Source organism: Mycobacterium arosiense ATCC BAA-1401 = DSM 45069 (genome assembly GCF_002086125.1).
Lineage (GTDB): Bacteria > Actinomycetota > Actinomycetes > Mycobacteriales > Mycobacteriaceae > Mycobacterium > Mycobacterium arosiense.
On record NZ_MVHG01000008.1, the window covers coordinates 1 to 20,430 of the forward strand.

The following is a 20,430-nucleotide window of genomic DNA, read 5'->3' on the forward strand; positions in this document are numbered from 1 at the left end:
ACCCGGCGGGGCGATCTCTTTTCTGTCGACCCGAGGGTCTGACTCCAACACGCCGCGAGACGGCTCGAGACGCCCCGCCCCACAAACCCCTAATTCAGCAAGCTCCTAGCTGACTGGCAACCGATCAGCCTCGTCGGTCGGTTGGGCAATGGATCGCGATGATCGCCACGCTCTATGTCTAGCTAATTTCCGCCAGCACGTTCACATTGTTGTTGTGCGGCGCGCAGGATCGAGTCCGCGAGTACGAACGCGGGTTTGGCACGGTCGGCACCCTCGATGGGCAGGTTTGCGGCGTGGCGCAGCACCATGAGGGCCAACGCGCTGTGCGTGGCGTAGGAGACGATCAGCAGGTTCGCGCAAGCATGCGCGCCCCTCACCGTCATGACGTGCTGGTGTTTGCTTTCCCATCCCGGCCAGTTGAAATCGGGTGGTCGTTGCAGCGATGACCAGTTCACGTTGATCGAGGTGACATTGCCGAGCAGAGGCGTCAGGACCGCAACAAGCTCCGGCAATTCATTGGTGATGCGATCGGCACGCGGCCACCACGCGCCGTCGATGTCGCGGCCGAGTTCGCGAGCTACCGAGACCCGGATGGGGGTGGATTGGCGTCGGGTCCTGACCGCGAAGCTCATCGCAGATACCGCAGCCGGCAGGTCGCGCGGTCGATCACGGCGCAGGCGCCCGCAAGAGTCGTCGGATTCTTGTGTCGTGTACCGGCCGGGGTTGCATCACCCATGAACGGTTCCTTCGCGCTCGGCGTCGTCGGGCCACGGGGGCGGGACCGACGGAGGAATCACATTGCCCGTGGATGTCATCCGCGCCGAACAGCGCAGTCGACCACCGCTGACAACGAACGGCTCGTTTGCGACGGTACGCCACCGCCGGGCCACTTTGGCGGCCGGGTGACCACCGACGGCGCGCGAGCGCGGCACGGCTTGGCCGGGCGCATTTCGGGAATTCGCCCGCTTAGATGAACTTCGTGATCGCTGATCACACTGAAGCGTTGTGGTGCAACGGATTCGACGACCATTCTGGCGATCTACCCGTGGAGCGGGATGACGGGTAGGGTGGTCGCAACAGCGAGGATGGATTACATGGCAATAGAGGATTGGTGCGACGCGGTCGAGATCCACCCATCGCAGATCCGGGTCGGTGACATCATAGGCACGCGCCGGCCCACCGAACTGCGTCTGACGGTCAAGATGATCAGTGGTCCGCAGACTGGACTGGGGCAGTGGACATTTTTCAGCCGAGACGAGAGCGGTCAGCAGCGAACCAGTACGTTCGGAGAAGGCGAATTGGTTCGCAGGTACACCAAAGCCTCCTGACGTGCGATCAGCGACGCTGATTTGTAGAACCTTCGGTGTCGGGCCGATCGGAAAACGTCGGGTGCTCGACCGGTTTCGCGGAGGCTTCACCCGAAGCGACATGCTTCGGCGCCTCGGGGTGAGAAAACAGGCTGGACTGGTCCATAGGTTGTCCTTCCGAATGAAGAGTTCGGCCGATACGCATTGTTACCTGGCGTCGGACGACGATCGAATCGCACGGCGGTCTCATTCGTGATTCGTTTGCGATTCGCGGTGACCGTAAGAACACGGTTCCTCTTCACTCTACAGGCCGTCGGCGTAGTTCAAGTGAGAAGCCGCCATGGCGTGCATTCCGCATCCAAAAAGGCGACTTCCTGGCAGGCTGGGCGTGCTCGTTCCGCCCGGTCACGGGCGCGGCCATCGTCTCGACCCATCGGCAAATGAATTAGCAAGCGAGAGAACTTTTTTCAGAAGCGGTTGGCCTCGTGCTACCCTGAGTACGCATGGATGTGTTTGGTACATCCGCATTCGATGAGAGAAGTAAGTAAATGGCACAGGGAACTGTGAAATGGTTCAACGGTGAAAAGGGCTTCGGCTTCATCACCCCTGACGACGGCACGAAGGACCTCTTCGTCCACTACTCCGAGATCCAGGGAAACGGCTATCGCTCGCTCGACGAGAACCAACGGGTTCAGTTCGAGATTGAGCAAGGAGCCAAAGGACCCCAGGCGGTAGGAGTCAGTTCCGTCTAAGAAATTCACCAACGTCACGGTGGGCTGGTGCGGTCGCTTCGTACCAGCCCACTGGTGTCTTTCAGACCTCGCCGATTGCGACAACACCCGGCGCCTAACCCGATCCGGACCGGCCAACCGGGATAATGACCGCATGCGTCTCGCATGGGTGCTGCGATTGACCATTGCGGTGTCGCTGGTCTCGGCGGGCGGCACACCCACCGCCCGGGCCAGCCCGGACGTCCCGCCGGTCAGCGACGCCGCGCGAGCGGCCGGCTTCGTGGATATCCGCAGCGTCGTTCCCGACGCGGTGCTCGACCTGCGCTACGCGACAACCAACAATTTCACCCATACGCAGCTCTATCCCTCCGACGCCAGATGCCTTGTGCACCAATCGATGACCCCCGGGCTGGTCGCTGCGGCCGGCGCCCTGCGGCCGCAGGGTCACCTGCTGGTGTTCTGGGACTGCTATCGCCCGCATGACGTTCAGGTCAAGATGTTCAACCTGGTCCCCAACCCGGCGTGGGTGGCCCGCCCGGGCCCGTTCGCACACAGCCACGAGTCGGGGCGCTCGGTCGACGTGACGTTCAGCACCGCGCAGCAGCCCTGCTCGTCGGGGCTGCATGCCGCCGGGCTTTGCCTGGCGGACATGGGCACGGATTTCGACGACTTCACCCCTCGGGCAACTGCTTTCAACACCCAGGGCATCAGTGCCGACGCTGTCGCGAACCGGGCCGCGCTGCGAAACGCCATGAACTACGGCGGGTTGAAAGTGTATTCGGGGGAATGGTGGCATTTTGACGGCCCGGGAGCCGGTGCCGACCAATCGATTCTGAACGTTCCTATCGATTAGACTGTCTCAATATCTGAGACAGAGATTTCATAGTGTGATAAGTACGCGTAGTCTTCCGGACGAGCGAGGGGCAGGGAAGGCCACAATGGACGACGGACGCCGCGCGACCTACACGCACGGACACCACGAGTCGGTGTTGCGCTCCCACCGGCGACGCACCGCCGAGGATTCCGCGGCGTACCTGCTGCCGCACCTGAAAGCGGGGCTCGCCGTGCTCGACGTAGGTTGCGGGCCCGGCACCATCACCGCCGACCTGGCCGCGCGGGTCGCTCCCGGGCAGGTCACCGCCGTCGATCAGGTCGCCGATGTGCTCAGCGTGGCCCGCGCCGAAGTCGAGCGACGGAATCTGACCAACGTCTCGTTGGGGATCGCCGACGCGCACAACCTGGACTTTCCCGACAACACCTTCGATGTGGTCCACGCGCACCAGGTGTTACAGCACGTCGCCGATCCGGTGGCGGCCCTGCGCGAGATGCGACGGGTGTGCGCGCCGGGCGGCGTCGTGGCGGCCCGCGACGCCGACTACTCGGGTTTCGTCTGGTACCCCGAGCTGCCGGCGCTCGACCTGTGGCGCGACCTCTACCAGCGCGTCGCGCGCGCCAACCGCGGCGAACCGGACGCGGGCCGGCGCCTGCTGTCGTGGGCACAGCAGGCGGGATTCGCCGGCATCACGCCCACCGGCAGCCTGTGGTGCTATGCCACGCCCGCGACACGCGACTGGTGGGGCGGGACGTGGGCCGACCGAATCCTGCACTCCACCGTGGCCCGCGACCTGCGCAGCCTCAAGCTTGCCACCGCCGAGCAGCTCGAAGAGATCTCCGCCGCGTGGCGAGAATGGGCCGCCGCCCCGGACGGTTGGATTGCCATCCCGCACGGCGAAATCATCTGCCGCGCATAGCATTCAGTCGAGCAAGGCGTGCACCGTCCCGGGCAGGCGGGGATGCGGGGTGGCGGTCTTGGCCAAAAGCACCACGTTGGCGCCCCGCCGCGCCGCGCCGATTCCGATCGCGAGCCCGATCCCGCGGCCGCCGCCGGAGATCACGACGGCCCGATCGGCGAGCGTTTGTCTGCCATGGGTCTCCTTTGGCCTGGTCAGGCGTGTGGTATTGGCATTCTCTTTTTTTGCAAGTACGTTATTCACCGATGGATAATACGGCCCACACTCCGTCTGGTATTCCGCTGCGGCCCGTCTACGGGCCGGGGGACGTGCGCGCGGAGCCTCCGCAACCGGGCGAGTTTCCCTTCACCCGGGGTAACTTCGCGTCCGGCTACCGCGGGAAGCTCTGGACCTTCCGGCAGTACTCCGGGTTCGGCACCGCCGAGGAATCGAATCGTCGCTATCGCTATCTGCTCGAGCAGGGCGGGACGGGGCTGTCGGTGGCGCTGGATCTGCCCACGCAGTGTGGGTACGACTCCGACGACCCGGAGTTCGGCGAGGAGGTCGGCCGGGTCGGCGTCGCGGTGGACACCCTGGCCGACTTCGAGGTCCTGTTCGACGGCATCCCGCTGGACAAGCTCAGCACGAGCATGACGATCAACGGCACGGCGGCGATCCTGCTGGCGTTCTACGTCGCCGCCGCCGAGAAAAAGGGCATTCCGCGGGCCAAGCTCACCGGAACCATCCAGAACGACATCCTCAAGGAGTACGCGTCGCGCGGAACCTGGATCTGGCCGCCAGAGCCGTCGCTGCGACTGATCGCCGACACCATCGAGTTCTGCGCGGCCGAGGTGCCGCGGTTCAACGCGATCTCGGTGGCTGGGGCGCACTTCCGCGACGCCGGAGCCAACGCCGTACAGGAGATGGCGTTCACCCTGGCCGACGGCGTGACCTATTGCGACACCGTGGTCGAGCGCGGCCGCATGACCATCGACCAGTTCGCGCCGCAGATCTCGTTCTTCTTCTACACCCACGGCGACTTCTTCGAGGAGATTGCCAAATACCGTGCGGGACGGCGCCGTTGGGCGACCATCGTGCAGGAGCGCTACGGGGCGACGACGGCCAAGGCGGCGATGTTCCGCTTCGGTTGCGTCTGTGGCGGCGCGTCGCTGTACGCGCCGCAGGCCCACAACAACATTGTCCGGGTTGCCTACGAGGCGATGGCCGCGGTCCTGGGCGGTGTCCAGTCCATGTTCACCGCCGCCTGGGACGAGCCGTTCGCCCTGCCCACGGAGGAAACCACGACCCTGGCGCTGCGCACCCAGCAGATCCTGGCGCACGAGACCGGAGTGGCCAGCGTCGCCGACCCGTTGGGCGGGTCCTACTTCGTCGAGGCGCTCACCGATGCCACCGAAGAGCGCATCATCGAGATCATGTCGGACCTCGAGCGGCACGGCGGCATGGTCCAGGCCATCGAAGACGGTTACCTGCAGGGCCTGATCGCCGACGAGGCGTTCAAGCTGCACCAGGACGTCGAAGCCGGCACCCGACCGGTCGTCGGGGTCAATCGGTTCGTGACCGAGGAGCCCGAACACGACGTCGTCACCTATGAACTCGACGCCGAGGGGCGCGATCTGCAACTCAAGCGGCTGTCCAAGGTAAAGGCCGAAAGGGATTCGGCCGCAGTGAAATTCACGTTGGCCGCCCTGTCGCGGTCGGCCGAGGGAGACGACAACCTGATGCACAGACTGATTGACTGCGCCAATGCGTACTGCACGGTCGGGGAAATGGTCTCCGCGCTCAAGGCGGTCTGGGGCGAGTTTCAGCAACCGGTGGTGTTCTGATGACGGCGCGCATTCTGGTCGCCAAACCCGGCCTGGACGGACACGACCGCGGCGCCAAGATCGTCGCTCGCACCCTGCGGGACGCCGGTTTCGAGGTCATCTACACCGGCATTCGGCAGCGCATCGAAGACATCGCGTCCATCGCCGTCCAGGAAGACGTCGCCGTCGTCGGCCTGAGCATCCTGTCGGGTGCGCACCTGGCGCTGACCGCGCGCACCATCGGAGCGTTGCGCGCCGCCGACGCCGCTGACATCGCCGTCGTCGTCGGCGGGACGATCCCGCATGCCGATGTACCCAAGCTGTTATCTGCCGGTGCGGCAGCGGTATTCCCCACCGGGACACCGCTGGAGAATCTGGTGCGAGAGATCCGCAAACTGACCGGCACGGCGGAAGCCGAACCGAAGGAACCAGCCGTGGAGGAACCGTGCGCGTCGGAGTAATGATCGGCGCCGAGCGTGGCGATATGGCCCGCAAGGTGGACAAGCTGACGGCCGACATCGAATGGGCCGAATCCGCAGGCCTGGACACCGCGTGGATGCCGCAGGTGCCCAACGACTTCGACTGCTTGACCATGGTGTCGCTCATGGCAGAGCACAGTTCGCGCATCGAGCTGGGCACCGCCGTGGTGCCGTTGCAGGCTCAACACCCCATCGCCCTTGCCCGTCAGGCGCTCTCGACGCACGCGGTGGCGCGCGGCCGGCTTGCCCTGGGTGTCGGGCCGTCGCACCACTGGATCATCCGCGACATGCTGGGCTTGCCGTACGAGAAGCCGGCCGCCTACACCCGCGACTACCTGCAGGTGCTCAACGCGGCCGTCGCCGGCCCGGGATCGGTCGATGTCGAGAACGATTCGTTCACCGTGCACAACCCGTTGGCGATCGGGGCCGACAGCCCGATGCCGATACTCGTCGCCGCGCTGGGGCCGGTGATGCTGCAGATCGCCGGTGAACTCGCTGATGGCACCGTGCTGTGGATGGCCGACGAGCGCGCGATCGGTGACCACATCGCGCCGAAGATCACCAAGGCCGCCGCCGACGCCGGGCGCCCCGCGCCGCGGATCATCGCCGGGATCCCGGTATGCCTGTGTGCGCCTGGGCGAGTCGACGAAGCCAAGGAGCGGGCCAACCGAATCCTGGGTGAGGCCGAGGTGTCGCCCAACTACCAGCGCCTGCTCGACCGCGGCGATGCCCGCGATGTTGGTGACCTATGCGCCGCCGGCGACGAGGACGCCATCCTGGCCCGGATGCGCCGGTTCGCCGATGCGGGCGTGACCGATCTGTCGGTGCGGCTGTTGCCCATCGGCGACAACCGCGACGAGCTGGTCGCTTCCAAGCGCCGCACCCGCGAAATGATCGCCTCACTTGCAGCGGAATTGCATTGACCCCCAACAACACCGGGCCGCTGGCGGGGATACGCATCCTCGAGGTCGGCACCATGCTGGCGGGCCCGTATGCTACCATGCTGCTCGCCGACCTCGGTGCCGACGTCACCAAGATCGAACCCGTCGGCGGCGAGATCTCCCGCAGCGTCGGCGCCACCTACTTCGCCAGCCTCAACCGCAACAAATCCAGCGTCACGCTGGACCTGAATTCCGATGCGGGACAACAGCGTTTGGGTGAATTGGCCGCCGAATCGCACGCGCTGCTGGTGAACCTGAAGCCCTCGGCGATCCGCCGGCTGGGCCTGACCTACGACGAGTTGCGCCGGCACAACGAGACGATCGTCTGCGTGGCGATCACCGGCTTCGGGCTGTACGGCGGCGACGATCCGGCGTTCGACTACGTGGTGCAGGCGGGCGTCGGTACCGCCGCCCTGACCGGCGACCCGGACGGGCCGCCGACGCTGCCCGGCTACTCCTCGGCCGACAACTCAACCGGAATGACCGCGGCGTTGGGGCTGTTGGCCAAGATCATCTCCGGCACCGGCGGCCAAGTGGATGTGTCGCTGCGCGACGTCATGCTGTCCCAGCTGAACTACCACGCGTCGGCCTATCTCAACGGCGGTGTCGAACCGCAGCGCCGCCCCTACGGCGCGCACTCGTATTACGTTCCGGCGCAACTGTTTCCCACCGCAGACGGGTATCTGGCGCTGTTCATCACGCACGACGGATTCTGGAAGTCGTTCGCCGCGGAAGCGGGCATCGGGGGTTTCGAAACGATGGCCGAGCGAGTCGCCCGACGCGACGAGGTGCTGGCCATCGTCACGGCGATGCTCGCCACCGACAGCGCGGTCGCCTGGGAGCGGCGCCTGCGGCCGCTGGGGGTACCGGCGGCCGCGGTCCGGACCTTGCCCGAGGCGCTCGAAGCCACGCCGGAGGTGGTGGTGACGGCGGGCGAATTCCGCTTGGTGGGAAGCCCCATCCACGTCTCTGGTTATAAGCCCGAGTACCGGCCGCCGCCGGAGTTGAGCCGGTAGGCACCTTCGCGGTCAAGCTTCGGACGTGAAACCAGTTTCACGCTGGGGGCCGAGCGTGACAGTAACTTCACGTTGGGCGTCAGGCACGCGGCCCGGTGAGGTGAGCCTCGGCGAGCTTCCGGAATGCGGTCACCAGCCGGCCGCGATCCCCGGCCCGTGTCGCCAACACGACATGGCTGGGCTCTACGTTTTCCAAAGGGACCGTGGTGATGTCGGGCCGCAGGCTGGTGCCGTGGACGCCGGCCGTGATCGCGACGGCCTGACCGGAGGCGATGAGCTCGAACTTGTCCTCGAGCGCGTCAATGACCGGGCCGCCGGGTGCTCGGCGCCCATCGGGCCGCGGATCGATGCGCCAGAAGGCACTCCACGCCGGGTCCGAATGCCGCACCTGCGGCATGGGTTCGTCGGCGATGTCATCGAGGGTGACAGATTTCCGGCCCGCCAGGCGATGGTCGATGGGTATGGCCAGCACCCGTGGTTCGTCGTACAGGATCGTCACGTGCAGCCCTTCGGTCGGGAAGGGCAGCCGGGTAACCACCGCGTCCACCCGATGACCGAGCAGCGCATCGAGCGCCTGGTCCCAGTCCAAGTGCGTGACTTGAACGTCGGCTTCGGGATGCTCGCGGCGCATTTCTCGCACCGCGGGCGTGACGATCATGCCCATCGTGTACCCGATGGTGATCCGGCTCGGCTGCGCGGCCGCTCGCGCCTGCGCGGCGGCTTGGGCGGCCGAACGCAGCAGTGCCTTGGCTCGGGGCAGGAACACCTCGCCCGCCTCGGTGAGGCGGGTGCCCTGTGGGGTGCGGTCGAACAGGCGGACGCCGAGTTGCTGCTCGAGCCGGCGAATCTGGCGGCTCAACGACGGCTGCGCGACGCGCAGCGCCGAGGCGGCCCGGCCGAAATGCCGGTGCTCGGCCACGACGACGAAGTAACCCACCAACCGCAGGTCGAGATCCACCAACGGCGATGCCGAGTCCGTCATGCGCTCAGTGTAATCACGGCTCACCGCGTCATATGCTGCAAAAGCCCAGGTGAGCTGCCGTGATACCTGAATTGCATCGCTTGATGTGAAACGGGACTTGGACACCGCTTGCCTGTCGCCGTTGACTTGATGGCGTACGCCTCAGGGGACCAGAAGGGGAACTTCCATGCACGTTTTCGTCACGGGCGCGACCGGCCACATCGGGTCCGCCGTTGTCGCCGAACTCCTCGACGCCGGGCATCAGGTCACCGGTTTGGCGCGCTCGGACGCCGGTGCCGCCGCCCTGCAAGCCGCGGGGGCAACGCCTTGCCGCGGCGACCTCGATGATCTCGACGGCCTGCGGGACGCGGCGGCGGCGTCCGACGGCGTCATTCATCTTGCCTTCAAACACGACTTCGACGACTTCGCGCGGGCGGCCGAGACGGACCTTCGCGCTGTCCGCGCCATCGGGGACGCGCTCGCCGGATCCGATCGGCCATTCGTCAGCACGTCGGGGACACTCCTGCTCTCGCTGCTGGACCAGGGTGGTGTCGCCACGGAGCAGGACACGTTGGCCGCCGGGCCGCGGGTCGACTCCGAGAACGCGGTGATCGCGCTCGCCGAACGCGGGGTTCGGTCGTCGGTGATACGCCTTGCGCCGCTGGTGCACAGCGATTTGGATCACCACGGCTTCGCCCACCACCTGATCAACGTCGCCCGTGATTCCGGCGTGTCCGGCTACATCGGTGACGGCGCCAACCGGTGGCCCGGTGTGCACACGCTCGACGCCGCGCTGTTGTACCGGTTGGCGCTCGAAAACGCGCCCGCTGGAACGCGTCTGCACGGCGTAGCCGATGAGGGAGTGCCCTTCCGGGACATCGCCGCCGTCATCGGTCGTCACCTGGGGGTGCCGACATCCAGCATTGCCGCCGAAAACGCGGGCCACTTCGGCTTTCTCGCGCTTTTCGCATCGCTGGACAATCCGACGTCGAACGTCTTGACGCGCAAAATCCTCGACTGGCATCCGGAACGCCCCGGGTTGCTCGAGGACCTCGATGCCGGCCACTACTTCGGCGAGTGAGCGACGCCATGGCTGACTCTGTGATCACGACGACCCGAAAGGCGCTGGGGCCGGTGGGTGTATGCCTGCCGGTCTCGCTCACCAGCGCGCCCGCGGCCGACCTGTTGCGTGAGGCCACGCGCCGCCTGGACGAAGCCGGGTACGGCGTGATGTGGACCAACGAGGCGATCGGCAAGGACGCTCTGGTGCAGCTCGCCGTGCTGCTGGCCGCCACCACGCGAATGACCTTCGGCACGTGCGTCGCCAACGTCTGGGCCCGGCCGGCCCAGACCATGCACGCCGCGACAGCCCAACTCGCCCAGGCTTATCCGGGCAGGATCGTGCTCGGGTTAGGGATCGGCTATCCGGAGCAGGCGGTCAGCGTCGGCCGCGAATACGGCAGCCCGGTGGCCACCATGCGTGACTATCTGCAGGCGATGGACGCTCCGACGTGGCCACCGGCGCCGGATGCGGCCTATGCCCGCATTATCGCCGCCAACGGACCGAAAATGCTTGCGCTGGCCGGTTCGGGAGCCGACGGGGCGCTTCCGGCCGGGCTGCCGCCGGAGTTCACCGCTGCGGCTCGTCGGGCACTAGGGCCGGACAAGCTACTGGTCGTCGGACTGTCCGTAACGCACGACATTCAGGCCGCGCGGGAGTCGGTGTCGGCCAGACTCGCTGTGCCGTCTTATGCGGCACGGCTGGCGGAGCTGGGCTACCCGGTTGCTGACATCGACGAGGTGAGCGATCGCCTGGTCGACGCGCTTGTCGCGCACGGTGACCCGGCACGGATCGCAGCCAAGGTGGCCGAGCATCTGGAGGCCGGTGCGGACCACGTCACACTGCTCCCGCCGATCGGCGGCGAATTCGCTGCCGGCATAGACCACCTCGAAACACTGGCCCCGGCGTTGACCGAACTCGTCGTCTGACGTCAGGAGCTGGCCTTGGCCAGCTGCTTGTCCTGATAAAGGCGCGCCCACTCGGCACGCGACCGGATCGACACGTCCACGTCAATTCCCTTGGCGCGTAAGGCCTTAACGGTCGCCTGCTCGCGGGGAGTGCGGGCGAACGGGTCCCAACCGAAGAACCGGCAGGCGTTGGCCCAGGTGATCTTGTTGATGTCGGTGGCGTCGGCGCCGGCGGCGTTGAGCTCGGCCAACACCTGCTCGGGCGCGTCCGGCCAGAAGCAGTCCGAGTGCGGGTAGTCGCATTCCCAGGCGATGTTGTCGATGCCGATCTCGTGGCGCAGCTTCAGTGACGTCTTGTCGGTGACGTAACAGGCCAGCGAGTGTTCCCGGAAGACGTCGCTGGGCAGTTGAGAGCCGAAGTCGCGGCGCAGCCACTTCTGGTTGGTGTAGTGGCGGTCGCTGCGGTCCAGGTAGAACGGAATCCAGCCGATACCACCCTCGGAGAAGGCGAATCTCAGGTCGGGATAGTTGCGCATGGCGGGGCCCCACAGCAGATCCTGGGCGCACATCGCCGAGACCTGGGTGGCCAGGATGATCATGTTGTCGATCGGCGCATCGGGTGCCATGCTGATCGCCCCGAAACCGGTGCCGATGTGCAGGCACATCACCACGTTCTCCTCCGACAACGTGCGGAACACCGGACCCCAGTAGTCGTCGTCGTGGTAGCTCGGAAGCCCTTCCAGGTGCGGCAATTCCGGCATGGTGACCGCGCGGCAGCCCTTCGCCGCGACGCGTCGGATCTCGGCGCACATGCCCTCGGGAGTCCAGGTCGGCAAGATCGCGATCGGGATGAACCGATCGGGATACGACCCGGCCCACTCGTCGATGTGCCAGTCGTTGTAGGCCGACACCATCACCAACGTGACGTCCTCACGCGTCATGTTGAGGTGGCGGGCCGAAAAGCCGGTGAACGTCGGGAAACACATCGACGCCAGGATGCCGTTGCGGTTCATGTCGCGGACGCGTTCGTGGACGTCGTAGACGCCGGGGCGCATCTCCGCGAAGCCGGCGGGATCGCGGCCCCACTCCTCGGCCGGCCACGACACCACCGCGTTGAGGCCGCTCACGCCCTGCGGCCTGCCCTGGTACATCCACTGGTCGACGCCGCGAGAGTCGGTGACGACGATCGGCGCCTCGTCCTTGTACTTGGCGGGCACATGCCGCAGGAACATGTCGGGCGGTTCGACCACGTGGTCGTCGATGCTCACCAAAATCAGGTCGTCAACCTTCATCAAGCGGTCCTCTCTCGTACTGCGACTCGAGCCGGAAGTCGGCTATCCGTAGTGCTCCGTGGTGGTCTCGAGCAGGCGTGGAATCGGCGCGGGGTCGAGCTGCAGCGCGTCGGACATGTGCAGCTGACCGGCGTTGGCGATCATGTTGTCCAGAATCGCCTGCAGATCGTCGCCCTCGATCTCGTAGATGGCGACGTAGGGTCCGTCGCCGTCAACGGGCCGCAGCCGCCGCGCCGAGACGAACCCGTCCAGGGCCACCAGCTCACCCAGATGCACCTCGTCATACCAGGTGTTGTATTCCTGTTCGCGCTCCGGCGAGCTGGGTCGGCTCTCCACGAGGATGATGCCCTTGGCCATCGTCGCCACCTCCCTGGCCGCTACTCGTAGCGCACCGTGACCGAGTCGGTGTCCGGAACGCCCTGGCACGTCAGAATGTAACCCTCGGCGACCTCGTCCTCCTCGAGAGCGTCGTTGACCCGCATGGTGACATGCCCCTCTTCGAGCTTGGCCATGCAGGTACCGCAATTGCCGGCCTCGCAGCTGAACGGCGGCTCCAGCCCGGCGCGTCGCGCGCTCTCCAGCAGCGTCTCGCCCGGGACCCTGGGCACCGAGACCTTCTTGCGGTCGAGGTGAATCGTCACCGTCCCGGCGCCTGAGCCGTTTGTTTCCGGATCTGTCACCCCTGGGGTCTCCTCGATGATCCGGGTGACCGTCACTGAGACCGCCCCCTTTGCCCGTATTTGCATTCTTCAGTATAGAGAATAATATTCTCACGAAGCGATAGCATCTTCTCAGGACTGTATGGATGTCGGGTCAGCCCGGTCTGTCAGGGAAGGACGGGACGTGACCGAGCCGGCGGCGCTCGTGTTCGAGGAACGGCGATTCAGCGCGCCCGAACTCGACGCGTTGGCCGACGGATGGGCCGCGACCCTGGCGAAAGACGGTGTCACCGCGGGTGATCGCGTCGCGGTCATGGCCTCGAACCGGCCGGAATTTCTCGCCGTGGTGCTCGCGATCTGGCGGCTGGCCGCCACGGCGGTACTCGTCAGCCCCGCGTGGAAGCGCGACGAGGTCGACCATGCGTTCGCCCTGACCGAGCCGGCGTACGCCGTCGGGGACCACCCAGTGCTGGCCGGTCTGATGCCGATGCTGCACCTGGACGAGCCGGTCGCCGCCGCGGAGCCGGGGGCCGGCTCACCGCCGCCCGGGGCCGACGCGGCGCTGGTGTTCAGCTCCGGCACCACCGGCCTGCCCAAGGCCGTCCGGCACACCCACGCCTCACTGGATGCAGCGGTACGGCATTGGCGTCAAGCGCTGCAACTGACGCACCGCGACCGTATCCAGGTCGCGACGCCACCGTCACACATCCTGGGGCTGCTGAACCTGCTGACCGCATGGCGGACCGGCGCCGGTGTGCGCCTGCATCCCCGGTTCAACGTCGAGCGGGTGCTGCAGCACATCGAAAGCGACCGCATCACAGTGGAAATGGCGGTCGCTCCCATCGCGCTGGCCATCGCTTCGCATCCCGGTCTCGAATCCTATGACCTGTCCTCGCTGCGCTACATCATGTGGGGGGCCGCGCCGGTCAATGCCCACGTCGCCGAGACGGTGACCCGGCGCACCGGAGTGGGTTGGCTTCCGGCCTATGGGACCACGGAATTGCCTGTCATGGCGTGCAATCCGATCGAGGACTCCCGCCTGGACACCGTCGGACGGGCGGTGCCCGGTGTGGACCTACGGGTCGTCTCACTGGACACCGGCGAGCCGGTCGGCCCGGGCGAGGTCGGGGAGATTCAGGCTCGGGCGGCCTCGCTCATGGCCGGCTACTTGCCGGCCGCCGCGACCGGCGAGGCGATCCGCGACGGGTGGTACCGCACCGGAGATGTCGGCTGGCTCGACAGCGGCGGCTGGCTGCGGATCACCGACCGCCTCAAAGAGATGATCAAGGTGCGCGGCTTCCAGGTCGCCCCCGCCGAGATCGAGACCGTCTTGCACGCTCATCCCGCCGTCAAAGACTGCGCGGTGTTCGGCATTCCCGACGGACTCAACGGCGAAGCCGTGGTCGCCGCGGTCACGACGTCCGCGCCCGTCGATGCGACCCACCTGACCGCCATGGTGGACGAGAAACTGGCGTCCTATAAACAGCTGAGCCGAGTGGTGTTCGTCCCCGAAATTCCCCGCCTGCCCTCGGGCAAGGTGCTGCGCCGAGTGCTGAAGGAGCGCTATGGATGTACGTCTGACAGCTGAACAACAGCAATTGCGCGACGCCGCCGCCAAGCTGGCCGACGATCTAGGGCCGGCCGCGGTGCAGGATCTCGATGACCAGACCCGAATTGCGCGATTGGACAAGCAGATTGAGAACACCGGCTGGCGGTCGTTGCGTTCCGACGGCGCCTCCGGCGTGGAGGTGGCCATCGTAGCCGAGGAATTCGGCCGGCGGCTGGTGGACACTCCCTTCCTCGGTCCGGTGCTGGCCGACGATCTCGGCCGCCACGTCGATGCCGACATATCCGCGACGACCGTCGCCCTCGGCGATCGCGTGGTCGACGCCCGCGGCGCGCGGCGCGCCCTGTGGCTCTCGGCGGGCACCGTTGTCGCCGGTGATGTGCAGGCCGCTCCGGAGAGCGTCGATCTGACGCGGGCCGAAGCGAAGATCACGGGGTCGCCGGAGACGCTGGGGGAAGTGTCATCCCAGGTCGCCGAGCAGTGGCGGGCTCTCGCTCTGGTCGCCACGACGGCGGACCTGGTCGGCATCGCCCGGGGCGCCCACGCCGTCGCGTGTGACTACGCCAAAATCCGCGAACAGTACGGTAAGCAGATCGGCTCGTATCAAGCCATCGCCCACTTGCTGGCCGAAAGCCTTGCGTTGATTGAAGGTTCGGTGAGCGTGCTGCGGCATGCGGCGTGGGGGGTCGACGAGTTGGCTCCCGCGGAAGCCATTCGGGCAGCCCAGATCGCAAAGGTGTACTGCGCGCGCGCAGCCCGCACCGTCTGCGAGACGGCCATCCAGGTGCACGGCGGAATCGGTAATACCTGGGAATGCGTGGCGCATGTCTATCTGCGCCGCGCCCTCACATCGACCGAGCTGTGGCCGGTCGCGTTGAAGGAGATCGATTTTGAACTTTCGTGACTCACCCGATGAAGCCGCGTTTCGTGAGCGGCTGCGAACCTGGCTCGCCGCACACGCCAAGGAGTTCTCCGGCTCGGGCGACGAGTATTGGGCGCGCATGGCGGACTGGCACCGCGCCCTCTACGACAACGGCTTCTTCGGCCTGTCCTGGCCACGCGACTGGGGCGGTCAGGACCTGGCGCCCGTCTACGACGTCATCGTCGACGAGGAGCTGGTGCGGGCGGGCGCGCCGCCACGTCCCAGCGTCGGGTATCTGGTGTACGGCATCGGTGAGCACGCCGGCGACGACCTGCGAAAGCGCTTCCTGCCCGGCATCATCAACGGCACCGAGCGTTGGTGCCAGGGCTTCAGCGAGCCGGGCGCCGGTTCGGATCTGGCGTCGTTGACCACCACCGCTCGCCTCGAGGGCGACACGTATGTGGTGAACGGGCACAAGATCTGGACCAGTTACTCCGACGTGGCCGATTGGTGTTTGTTGCTGGCCCGCACCGACCCTGAGGCCAAGCGTCACCGCGGCCTGTCGGCATTCGTCCTACAGATGAAACAGCCCGGCGTGCAACAGCGCCCGCTGAAGATGATCAACGGGGTGACCAACGAATTCGGTCAGGTGTTCTTCGACGGTGCCAAGGTGCCCGCGGACCGGATGGTCGGTGCTCCCGGCGACGGTTGGGCGGTGGCGATGACCGTCGTCGGGCACGAACGCGAGCCCTCCACGCTGGGCTATGCGGCGCGCTACGGCAAGCTCGTTCGAGAGCTGTTGTCCCGCAACGACGGTGAGGTATCCGAAGAACTGGCCTGGGCCGCCGTCCAGTCGGATATGCTGACCCACCACGTGCGCCGGCGGCTGTCCGAACAGCTCGACGGGGTCTCGCACGGCTCGGAAGGGTCGCTGGACAAGCTGCTGATGACCTGGGTGGAACAATCGGTCGGGCATGCGGCTCTGGCTGTGACGGGCACGCGCGATCCCGATCTGCTCAGCGCCTACCTGTACAGCCGTGCGCAGAGCGTCATGGGCGGAACGTCACAAATACAAAAGAACATCATCGCTTCGCGAATCTTGGGATTGTAAAAGTGATCGCGCGAACGCTTGCAAAGCCCGGGTGAAGCGGGTCACGACCATCGAAGGAGTCTGACGTGTACGACATGCCTACCGAAATCGACGTCCAGGCCGACGGTGCCCTGCGCATCATCACCCTCAACCGGCCGGATTCGCTCAACTCGGTCAACGACAATTTGCACGTCGGGCTCGCGCGGCTCTGGCAGCGACTCACCGATGATCCCACCGCCCGGGCCGCGGTGATCACCGGTGCCGGCCGGGCGTTTTCGGCCGGCGGCGATTTCACGTATCTGGAGGAGCTGGCGAACGATGCCGACCTGCGCGCCAAGACAATTCGCGACGGGCGCGAAATCGTGCTCGGCATGGCGCGGTGCCGGATTCCGGTGGTGGCGGCGGTCAACGGCCCCGCCGTCGGGCTGGGCTGCAGCCTGGTGGCGCTCAGCGACATCGTCTACATCGCCGAGGACGCGTATCTGGCCGACCCGCACGTGCAGGTCGGCCTGGTGGCCGCCGACGGTGGGCCGCTGACCTGGCCGCTGCACATCAGCCTGCTGCTGGCCAAGGAATTCGCCCTCACCGGCACCCGCATCAGCGCCCAGCGGGCCGTCGAGCTCGGGCTGGCCAATCACATCGCGAGAGACCCGGTTGCGGAGGCGATCGCCACCGCTAGAAAGATTTTGCAACTGCCGCAGCAGGCGGTCGAGAGCACCAAGCGGGTGCTCAACATTCACCTGGAGCGGGCCGTGCTCGCCAGTCTGGACTACGCGCTGTCGGCCGAGAGTCAGTCCTTCGTGACCGAGGACTTCCGGACCAACGTCGCGAAATTCAACGCGGCCAAGAAGAACTGAGGTGTCGCACCGCCCGACGGCCTCAAGAATCATGCCCGCGCAGGAAGTCACGCATCACCGCATCGAACTTGTCCGGCTCCTCGATGAACGGCATGTGAGCGCTGCATTCGAACAACTCGAACCGTGAACCCGGTATGCGCCGATGCATTTCCCACATGTGTTCGGGAACGCATTGGTCGTACTTGCCCGCGAGAACCAGTGTCGGCACGGTGATTTCATGGAGCCGGTCGAGCACGTCCCAGTCCCGGATGGTCCCGATGATGTAAATGTCGCTGGGGCCGAACATCGTCTCGAAGATTTCGGCGCCCATGTTGCGAAATGCATCCTCTAGCTCTCGCGGCCAAGGGCGCACCCGGCACAGGTAGGTTTCGTTCCAAGTGCGGATGGCGGCCTGGTAGTCGGGGGAGTACGTGGTGCCGGCGGCTTCATGGCGGTCGATGGCGGCTTGGGTGGCCGCATCCAGCTCGGACTTCAAACGCGCCACCATTTTCGCGAACTCCGGGATGGACGCGATGCTGTTGGAAATGGTCAGGCTCGCTGCGCCGGCGGGGGCCGCGTCGAGCACGTACTGCTGGGCCAGCATCGCACCCCAGGAGTTGCCGAACAAATGGAAGCGGTCCAGGCCAAGCGCCCGCACCACCGCGTCCACCTCGGCCACCGAGCGCTCCAGCGTCCAAAGCTCATGATTGGGCGGGCATTTGGAACGGCCGCAACCGAGCTGATCCCAGAAGATGACCTCGCGCTCTGTGGCCAACCGCCCCAGCGACCGCAAGTAGTCGTGCGGCAATCCAGGCCCGCCGTGCACGACCAGCAGCGGGAGGCCCGCGCCGCCGCCGGTCCGCTTGAACCACACGCTGCCGCCCGGAACCGCGACCATTCCCTGAGTCATGCGTCCACCATCGCAAATGGGCGGGTTTCTCGCGTTGTTGACGCCGGCCGTCGTCGACCCCGGGTCGCATTGCCTGCGGCCGCGCACTTGTTGCGACTCGTACTCTCGAAATGAGAGAATACGATTCTCACTGATGTGCGGAAGCCTGTCTGGCCCCGTACCCCGCCGGCCGAACTGGAGAAAGACCTGTGTCTGAAGCCGTCATCGTGTCCGCCCTGCGCACCCCCATCGGCACCGCTCGCAAGGGCACGCTGCGCGACACCAGCGCGTTCGACCTGGCCCACCACGTCGTCGGCGAGGCCGCCAGGGACCTTGACCCGGCGCAGGTCGACGACGTGATCCTGGGTGAGGGTCTCTACGGCGGGGGTGTGCTCGCCCGCCACGCCGCCGTCACCGCCGGCCTGACGCAGGTACCCGGGCTGGCCAACAACCGGCACTGCGCGGCGGGTCAGGCGGCCGTGCAGACCGCGGCCGCGAGCGTGCGCGCGGACATGGACCAGCTGGTCATCGCCGGCGGCGTGAACTCGGCGTCGACGTCCCCGCGGTCGCGGATGCAGGTGGACGGCGAGTGGGTGGACTGGTTCCCGCCGACCCACCCGGACCGGCCAGACGCGCCCAACATGGACATGTCGATCACCGTGGGCTGGAACGCCGCGGTCAAGGCCGGCGTGAGTCGCGAGGAGATGGACGCCTGGGCGTTGCGGTCGCACCGCAACGCGATCGCCGCCATTGACGAGGGGCGCTTCAAACAGGAGATCGTGCCGATCGAAACCCCGCACGGGTTGTTCGCTGTCGACGAGCACCCGCGCCGGGACACCAGCATGGAGAAGCTGGGCGCGCTCAAGCCGCTGCACCCGGAAATCGAGGGCTTCTCGATCACCGCCGGCAATGCCTGCGGCGCCAACGACGGTGCCGCGGTGCTGACGATCGCCAGCGACCGACTGGGGTTGCCCGCGCTTGCCACCATCCGCTCCTGGGCATCCGTCGGCGTCGACCCGGCGATCACCGGCCTGGCGCCGGTGGAAGCGATACCGAAAGCCCTGAAAAGAGGCGGACTTTCGATTGCCGACGTGGATCTTTTCGAGATCAACGAAGCTTTCGCCGCGATGTGCGTGGCCACCGTCAGGCTGCTCGAGCTGGACCCCGACAAGGTCAACGTCAGCGGCAGCGGCTGCTCGTTGGGGCACCCCGTCGCGGCCACCGGCGCCCGGATGCTCGTCACCTTGGTGCATGAGTTGCGCCGCCGCGGCGGTGGCATCGGCGTCGCGGCGATGTGCGCGGGCGGCGGGATGGGCTCGGCGACGGTGATCGAGGTCGCGGCGCCATAATGCGTACATGATCATCGCCGATCTGATTGCCCGCGCGCGCAACGGATCTCCCCGCGCGGCCGGTCGGCTTCTCAGCCTTGTCGAGGGCGACCAGCGCGACGAGGTCTTGGCGAATATCGGTCCGGCGCCGGGCGGCATGGGGCCGGTCGTCGGCATCACGGGCCCGCCGGGGGCGGGAAAGTCGACGACGGTCGCCGCGCTGGTCGGTGCCTACCGCAAGCGCGGCTCGCGGGTGGCGGTGTTGGCGGTCGACCCGTCGTCCCCGTTCAGTGGGGGTGCGCTCCTGGGCGATCGAATTCGAATGGCCGCGCACATCAACGACTCCGACGTCCTGATTCGTTCGGTGGCCACCCGTGGGCATCTCGGCGGCCTGGCGGCGGCGGTTCCGGCGGCCATCCGGCTGTTGGCGGCGATCGGTTACGACGTGGTCCTGCTGGAGACGGTGGGGGTGGGCCAATCCGAGATCGAGATCGCCGCCGTCGCCGACCCCACGGTCGTCATCCTGAATCCGGGCGCGGGCGACGCGGTTCAGGCCGCCAAGGCGGGTGTGCTGGAAGTCGCCGACATCGTGGCGGTCAACAAGGCGGACCGCGACGGTGCCGAGCAGACGGTTCGGGATCTGCGAGCCGAAACCACTGCCCCGATCGTTTCCCTGATCGCCGCCCGGGGCGAGGGCATCGAGGATCTGATGGCCGCCATCGAGGACCATCGCCGCACCGACAGTCGTGCCCGCCGACTGGCCCGGGCCCGAGCGCAAATTTTGTCACTCGCGCAGACCCGGCTGCGGACCCAGCCGGATCTCGACCGGCTCGCCGAGGCGGTCGTCGACGGCGACCAGGCCCCTTACACGGCCGCCGATCGGCTGATCTCACCTCCTGCACCTCCCGCCGACTGACGGCCCGGCTGTCCCCCGATCGGGGGAACGGGCAT

23 protein-coding genes and 1 pseudogene are annotated in these 20,430 nt (G+C 66.7%); 16 read left to right on the forward strand and 8 right to left on the reverse strand.

Annotated features, from left to right (window positions below):
- Window positions 1–182: 182 nt before the first annotated feature.
- Entirely contained in the window at window positions 183–632 is a 450-nt protein-coding gene (locus BST14_RS05525; RefSeq protein ID WP_083063575.1) for a DUF5994 family protein, read from the reverse strand.
- Window positions 633–1,094: 462 nt separating this feature from the next.
- On the opposite strand from BST14_RS05525, the gene BST14_RS05530 reads away from it, so the two are divergent.
- Window positions 1,095–1,328 (forward strand): hypothetical protein, encoded by a 234-nt coding sequence (locus BST14_RS05530; RefSeq protein WP_083063680.1) that lies wholly within the window; start codon window positions 1,095–1,097, stop codon window positions 1,326–1,328.
- A gap of 7 nt (window positions 1,329–1,335) precedes the next feature.
- On the opposite strand, the gene BST14_RS30290 is transcribed toward BST14_RS05530, so the two are convergent.
- A complete protein-coding gene (locus tag BST14_RS30290) occupies window positions 1,336–1,473 on the reverse strand; it encodes a hypothetical protein (RefSeq protein WP_169926053.1) in 138 nt (45 codons plus the stop codon).
- Window positions 1,474–1,855: 382 nt separating this feature from the next.
- On the opposite strand from BST14_RS30290, the gene BST14_RS05535 reads away from it, so the two are divergent.
- The 3 genes from BST14_RS05535 (at window position 1,856) to BST14_RS05545 (ending at window position 3,789) form a co-directional block, all read left to right on the forward strand.
- Window positions 1,856–2,059 (forward strand): cold-shock protein, encoded by a 204-nt coding sequence (locus tag BST14_RS05535; RefSeq protein WP_083063576.1) that lies wholly within the window; start codon window positions 1,856–1,858, stop codon window positions 2,057–2,059.
- A 133-nt stretch (window positions 2,060–2,192) separates the two neighbouring features.
- Entirely contained in the window at window positions 2,193–2,891 is a 699-nt protein-coding gene (locus BST14_RS05540) for a M15 family metallopeptidase (protein ID WP_083063577.1), read from the forward strand.
- An 85-nt stretch (window positions 2,892–2,976) separates the two neighbouring features.
- Window positions 2,977–3,789: a methyltransferase domain-containing protein gene (locus BST14_RS05545; protein ID WP_083063578.1), complete on the forward strand. Its 813-nt coding sequence runs from the start codon at window positions 2,977–2,979 to the stop codon at window positions 3,787–3,789.
- Between the two features lie 18 nt (window positions 3,790–3,807).
- On the opposite strand, the pseudogene BST14_RS05550 reads toward BST14_RS05545, so the two are convergent.
- Window positions 3,808–3,987 (reverse strand): annotated as a pseudogene (locus BST14_RS05550) (SDR family oxidoreductase); the annotation flags it as partial.
- A 47-nt stretch (window positions 3,988–4,034) separates the two neighbouring features.
- Between BST14_RS05550 and BST14_RS05555 the strand changes: the two are divergent.
- The 4 genes from BST14_RS05555 to BST14_RS05570 are packed head-to-tail and all read left to right on the forward strand — an operon-like array spanning window position 4,035 to window position 8,027.
- Window positions 4,035–5,612: a methylmalonyl-CoA mutase family protein gene (locus BST14_RS05555; protein ID WP_083063579.1), complete on the forward strand. Its 1,578-nt coding sequence runs from the start codon at window positions 4,035–4,037 to the stop codon at window positions 5,610–5,612.
- The gene (locus BST14_RS05560; protein WP_083063580.1) at window positions 5,612–6,052 is read left to right on the forward strand and encodes a cobalamin-dependent protein; all 441 of its coding nucleotides are present in this window, start codon (window positions 5,612–5,614) and stop codon (window positions 6,050–6,052) included. The genes BST14_RS05555 and BST14_RS05560 overlap by 1 nt, the downstream gene beginning before the upstream one ends.
- Window positions 6,037–6,993, forward strand: a complete 957-nt coding sequence (locus tag BST14_RS05565; RefSeq protein ID WP_083063581.1) for an LLM class F420-dependent oxidoreductase — start codon at window positions 6,037–6,039, stop codon at window positions 6,991–6,993. The genes BST14_RS05560 and BST14_RS05565 overlap by 16 nt, the downstream gene beginning before the upstream one ends.
- On the forward strand, window positions 6,990–8,027 hold the full coding sequence (locus BST14_RS05570; RefSeq protein WP_083063582.1) for a CaiB/BaiF CoA transferase family protein: 1,038 nt from the start codon (window positions 6,990–6,992) through the stop codon (window positions 8,025–8,027). Before BST14_RS05565 ends, BST14_RS05570 begins: the two co-directional genes overlap by 4 nt.
- A 79-nt stretch (window positions 8,028–8,106) precedes the next feature.
- Here BST14_RS05570 and BST14_RS05575 read toward each other — a convergent pair whose 3' ends face one another.
- A complete protein-coding gene (locus BST14_RS05575) occupies window positions 8,107–9,009 on the reverse strand; it encodes a LysR family transcriptional regulator (RefSeq protein ID WP_083063583.1) in 903 nt (300 codons plus the stop codon).
- Between the two features lie 166 nt (window positions 9,010–9,175).
- On the opposite strand from BST14_RS05575, the gene BST14_RS05580 reads away from it, so the two are divergent.
- Window positions 9,176–10,069, forward strand: coding sequence for an SDR family oxidoreductase (locus BST14_RS05580; RefSeq protein ID WP_083063584.1), 894 nt, complete (start codon window positions 9,176–9,178; stop codon window positions 10,067–10,069).
- 8 nt (window positions 10,070–10,077) lie between these two features.
- Window positions 10,078–10,977 (forward strand): TIGR03620 family F420-dependent LLM class oxidoreductase, encoded by a 900-nt coding sequence (locus BST14_RS05585; protein WP_083063681.1) that lies wholly within the window; start codon window positions 10,078–10,080, stop codon window positions 10,975–10,977.
- A 2-nt stretch (window positions 10,978–10,979) separates the two neighbouring features.
- Here the strand turns inward: BST14_RS05585 and BST14_RS05590 are convergent, their stop codons facing one another.
- From BST14_RS05590 to BST14_RS05600, 3 genes are read right to left on the reverse strand one after another with little or no spacing between them, the layout of a single operon-like run.
- A complete protein-coding gene (locus BST14_RS05590) occupies window positions 10,980–12,248 on the reverse strand; it encodes an amidohydrolase family protein (protein ID WP_083063585.1) in 1,269 nt (422 codons plus the stop codon).
- Between the two features lie 42 nt (window positions 12,249–12,290).
- Window positions 12,291–12,605 carry a DUF4286 family protein gene (locus tag BST14_RS05595; protein WP_083063682.1) on the reverse strand — a complete coding sequence of 105 codons (315 nt, stop codon included), beginning with the start codon at window positions 12,603–12,605 and terminating at the stop codon, window positions 12,291–12,293.
- 20 nt (window positions 12,606–12,625) lie between these two features.
- Entirely contained in the window at window positions 12,626–12,964 is a 339-nt protein-coding gene (locus BST14_RS05600) for a 2Fe-2S iron-sulfur cluster-binding protein (RefSeq protein WP_083063586.1), read from the reverse strand.
- A gap of 127 nt (window positions 12,965–13,091) precedes the next feature.
- Between BST14_RS05600 and BST14_RS05605 the strand changes: the two genes are divergently transcribed.
- The 4 genes from BST14_RS05605 to BST14_RS05620 all read left to right on the forward strand — a co-directional run bounded on the left by BST14_RS05605 (window position 13,092) and on the right by BST14_RS05620 (window position 17,283).
- Window positions 13,092–14,495 (forward strand): class I adenylate-forming enzyme family protein, encoded by a 1,404-nt coding sequence (locus BST14_RS05605; protein WP_083063587.1) that lies wholly within the window; start codon window positions 13,092–13,094, stop codon window positions 14,493–14,495.
- Window positions 14,473–15,378, forward strand: coding sequence for an acyl-CoA dehydrogenase family protein (locus BST14_RS05610; RefSeq protein WP_083063588.1), 906 nt, complete (start codon window positions 14,473–14,475; stop codon window positions 15,376–15,378). Before BST14_RS05605 ends, BST14_RS05610 begins: the two co-directional genes overlap by 23 nt.
- Window positions 15,365–16,447: an acyl-CoA dehydrogenase family protein gene (locus BST14_RS05615; protein ID WP_083063589.1), complete on the forward strand. Its 1,083-nt coding sequence runs from the start codon at window positions 15,365–15,367 to the stop codon at window positions 16,445–16,447. The genes BST14_RS05610 and BST14_RS05615 overlap by 14 nt, the downstream gene beginning before the upstream one ends.
- A gap of 65 nt (window positions 16,448–16,512) precedes the next feature.
- Window positions 16,513–17,283: an enoyl-CoA hydratase/isomerase family protein gene (locus tag BST14_RS05620; protein WP_083063590.1), complete on the forward strand. Its 771-nt coding sequence runs from the start codon at window positions 16,513–16,515 to the stop codon at window positions 17,281–17,283.
- 22 nt (window positions 17,284–17,305) lie between these two features.
- Here BST14_RS05620 and BST14_RS05625 read toward each other — a convergent pair whose 3' ends face one another.
- Window positions 17,306–18,160 carry a proline iminopeptidase-family hydrolase gene (locus tag BST14_RS05625; protein WP_083063591.1) on the reverse strand — a complete coding sequence of 285 codons (855 nt, stop codon included), beginning with the start codon at window positions 18,158–18,160 and terminating at the stop codon, window positions 17,306–17,308.
- Between the two features lie 200 nt (window positions 18,161–18,360).
- On the opposite strand from BST14_RS05625, the gene BST14_RS05630 reads away from it, so the two are divergent.
- Window positions 18,361–19,500 carry a thiolase family protein gene (locus BST14_RS05630; RefSeq protein ID WP_083063592.1) on the forward strand — a complete coding sequence of 380 codons (1,140 nt, stop codon included), beginning with the start codon at window positions 18,361–18,363 and terminating at the stop codon, window positions 19,498–19,500.
- A gap of 7 nt (window positions 19,501–19,507) precedes the next feature.
- Window positions 19,508–20,395, forward strand: coding sequence for a methylmalonyl Co-A mutase-associated GTPase MeaB (gene meaB, locus BST14_RS05635; protein ID WP_083063593.1), 888 nt, complete (start codon window positions 19,508–19,510; stop codon window positions 20,393–20,395).
- The last annotated feature ends 35 nt before the right edge of the window (window positions 20,396–20,430 follow it).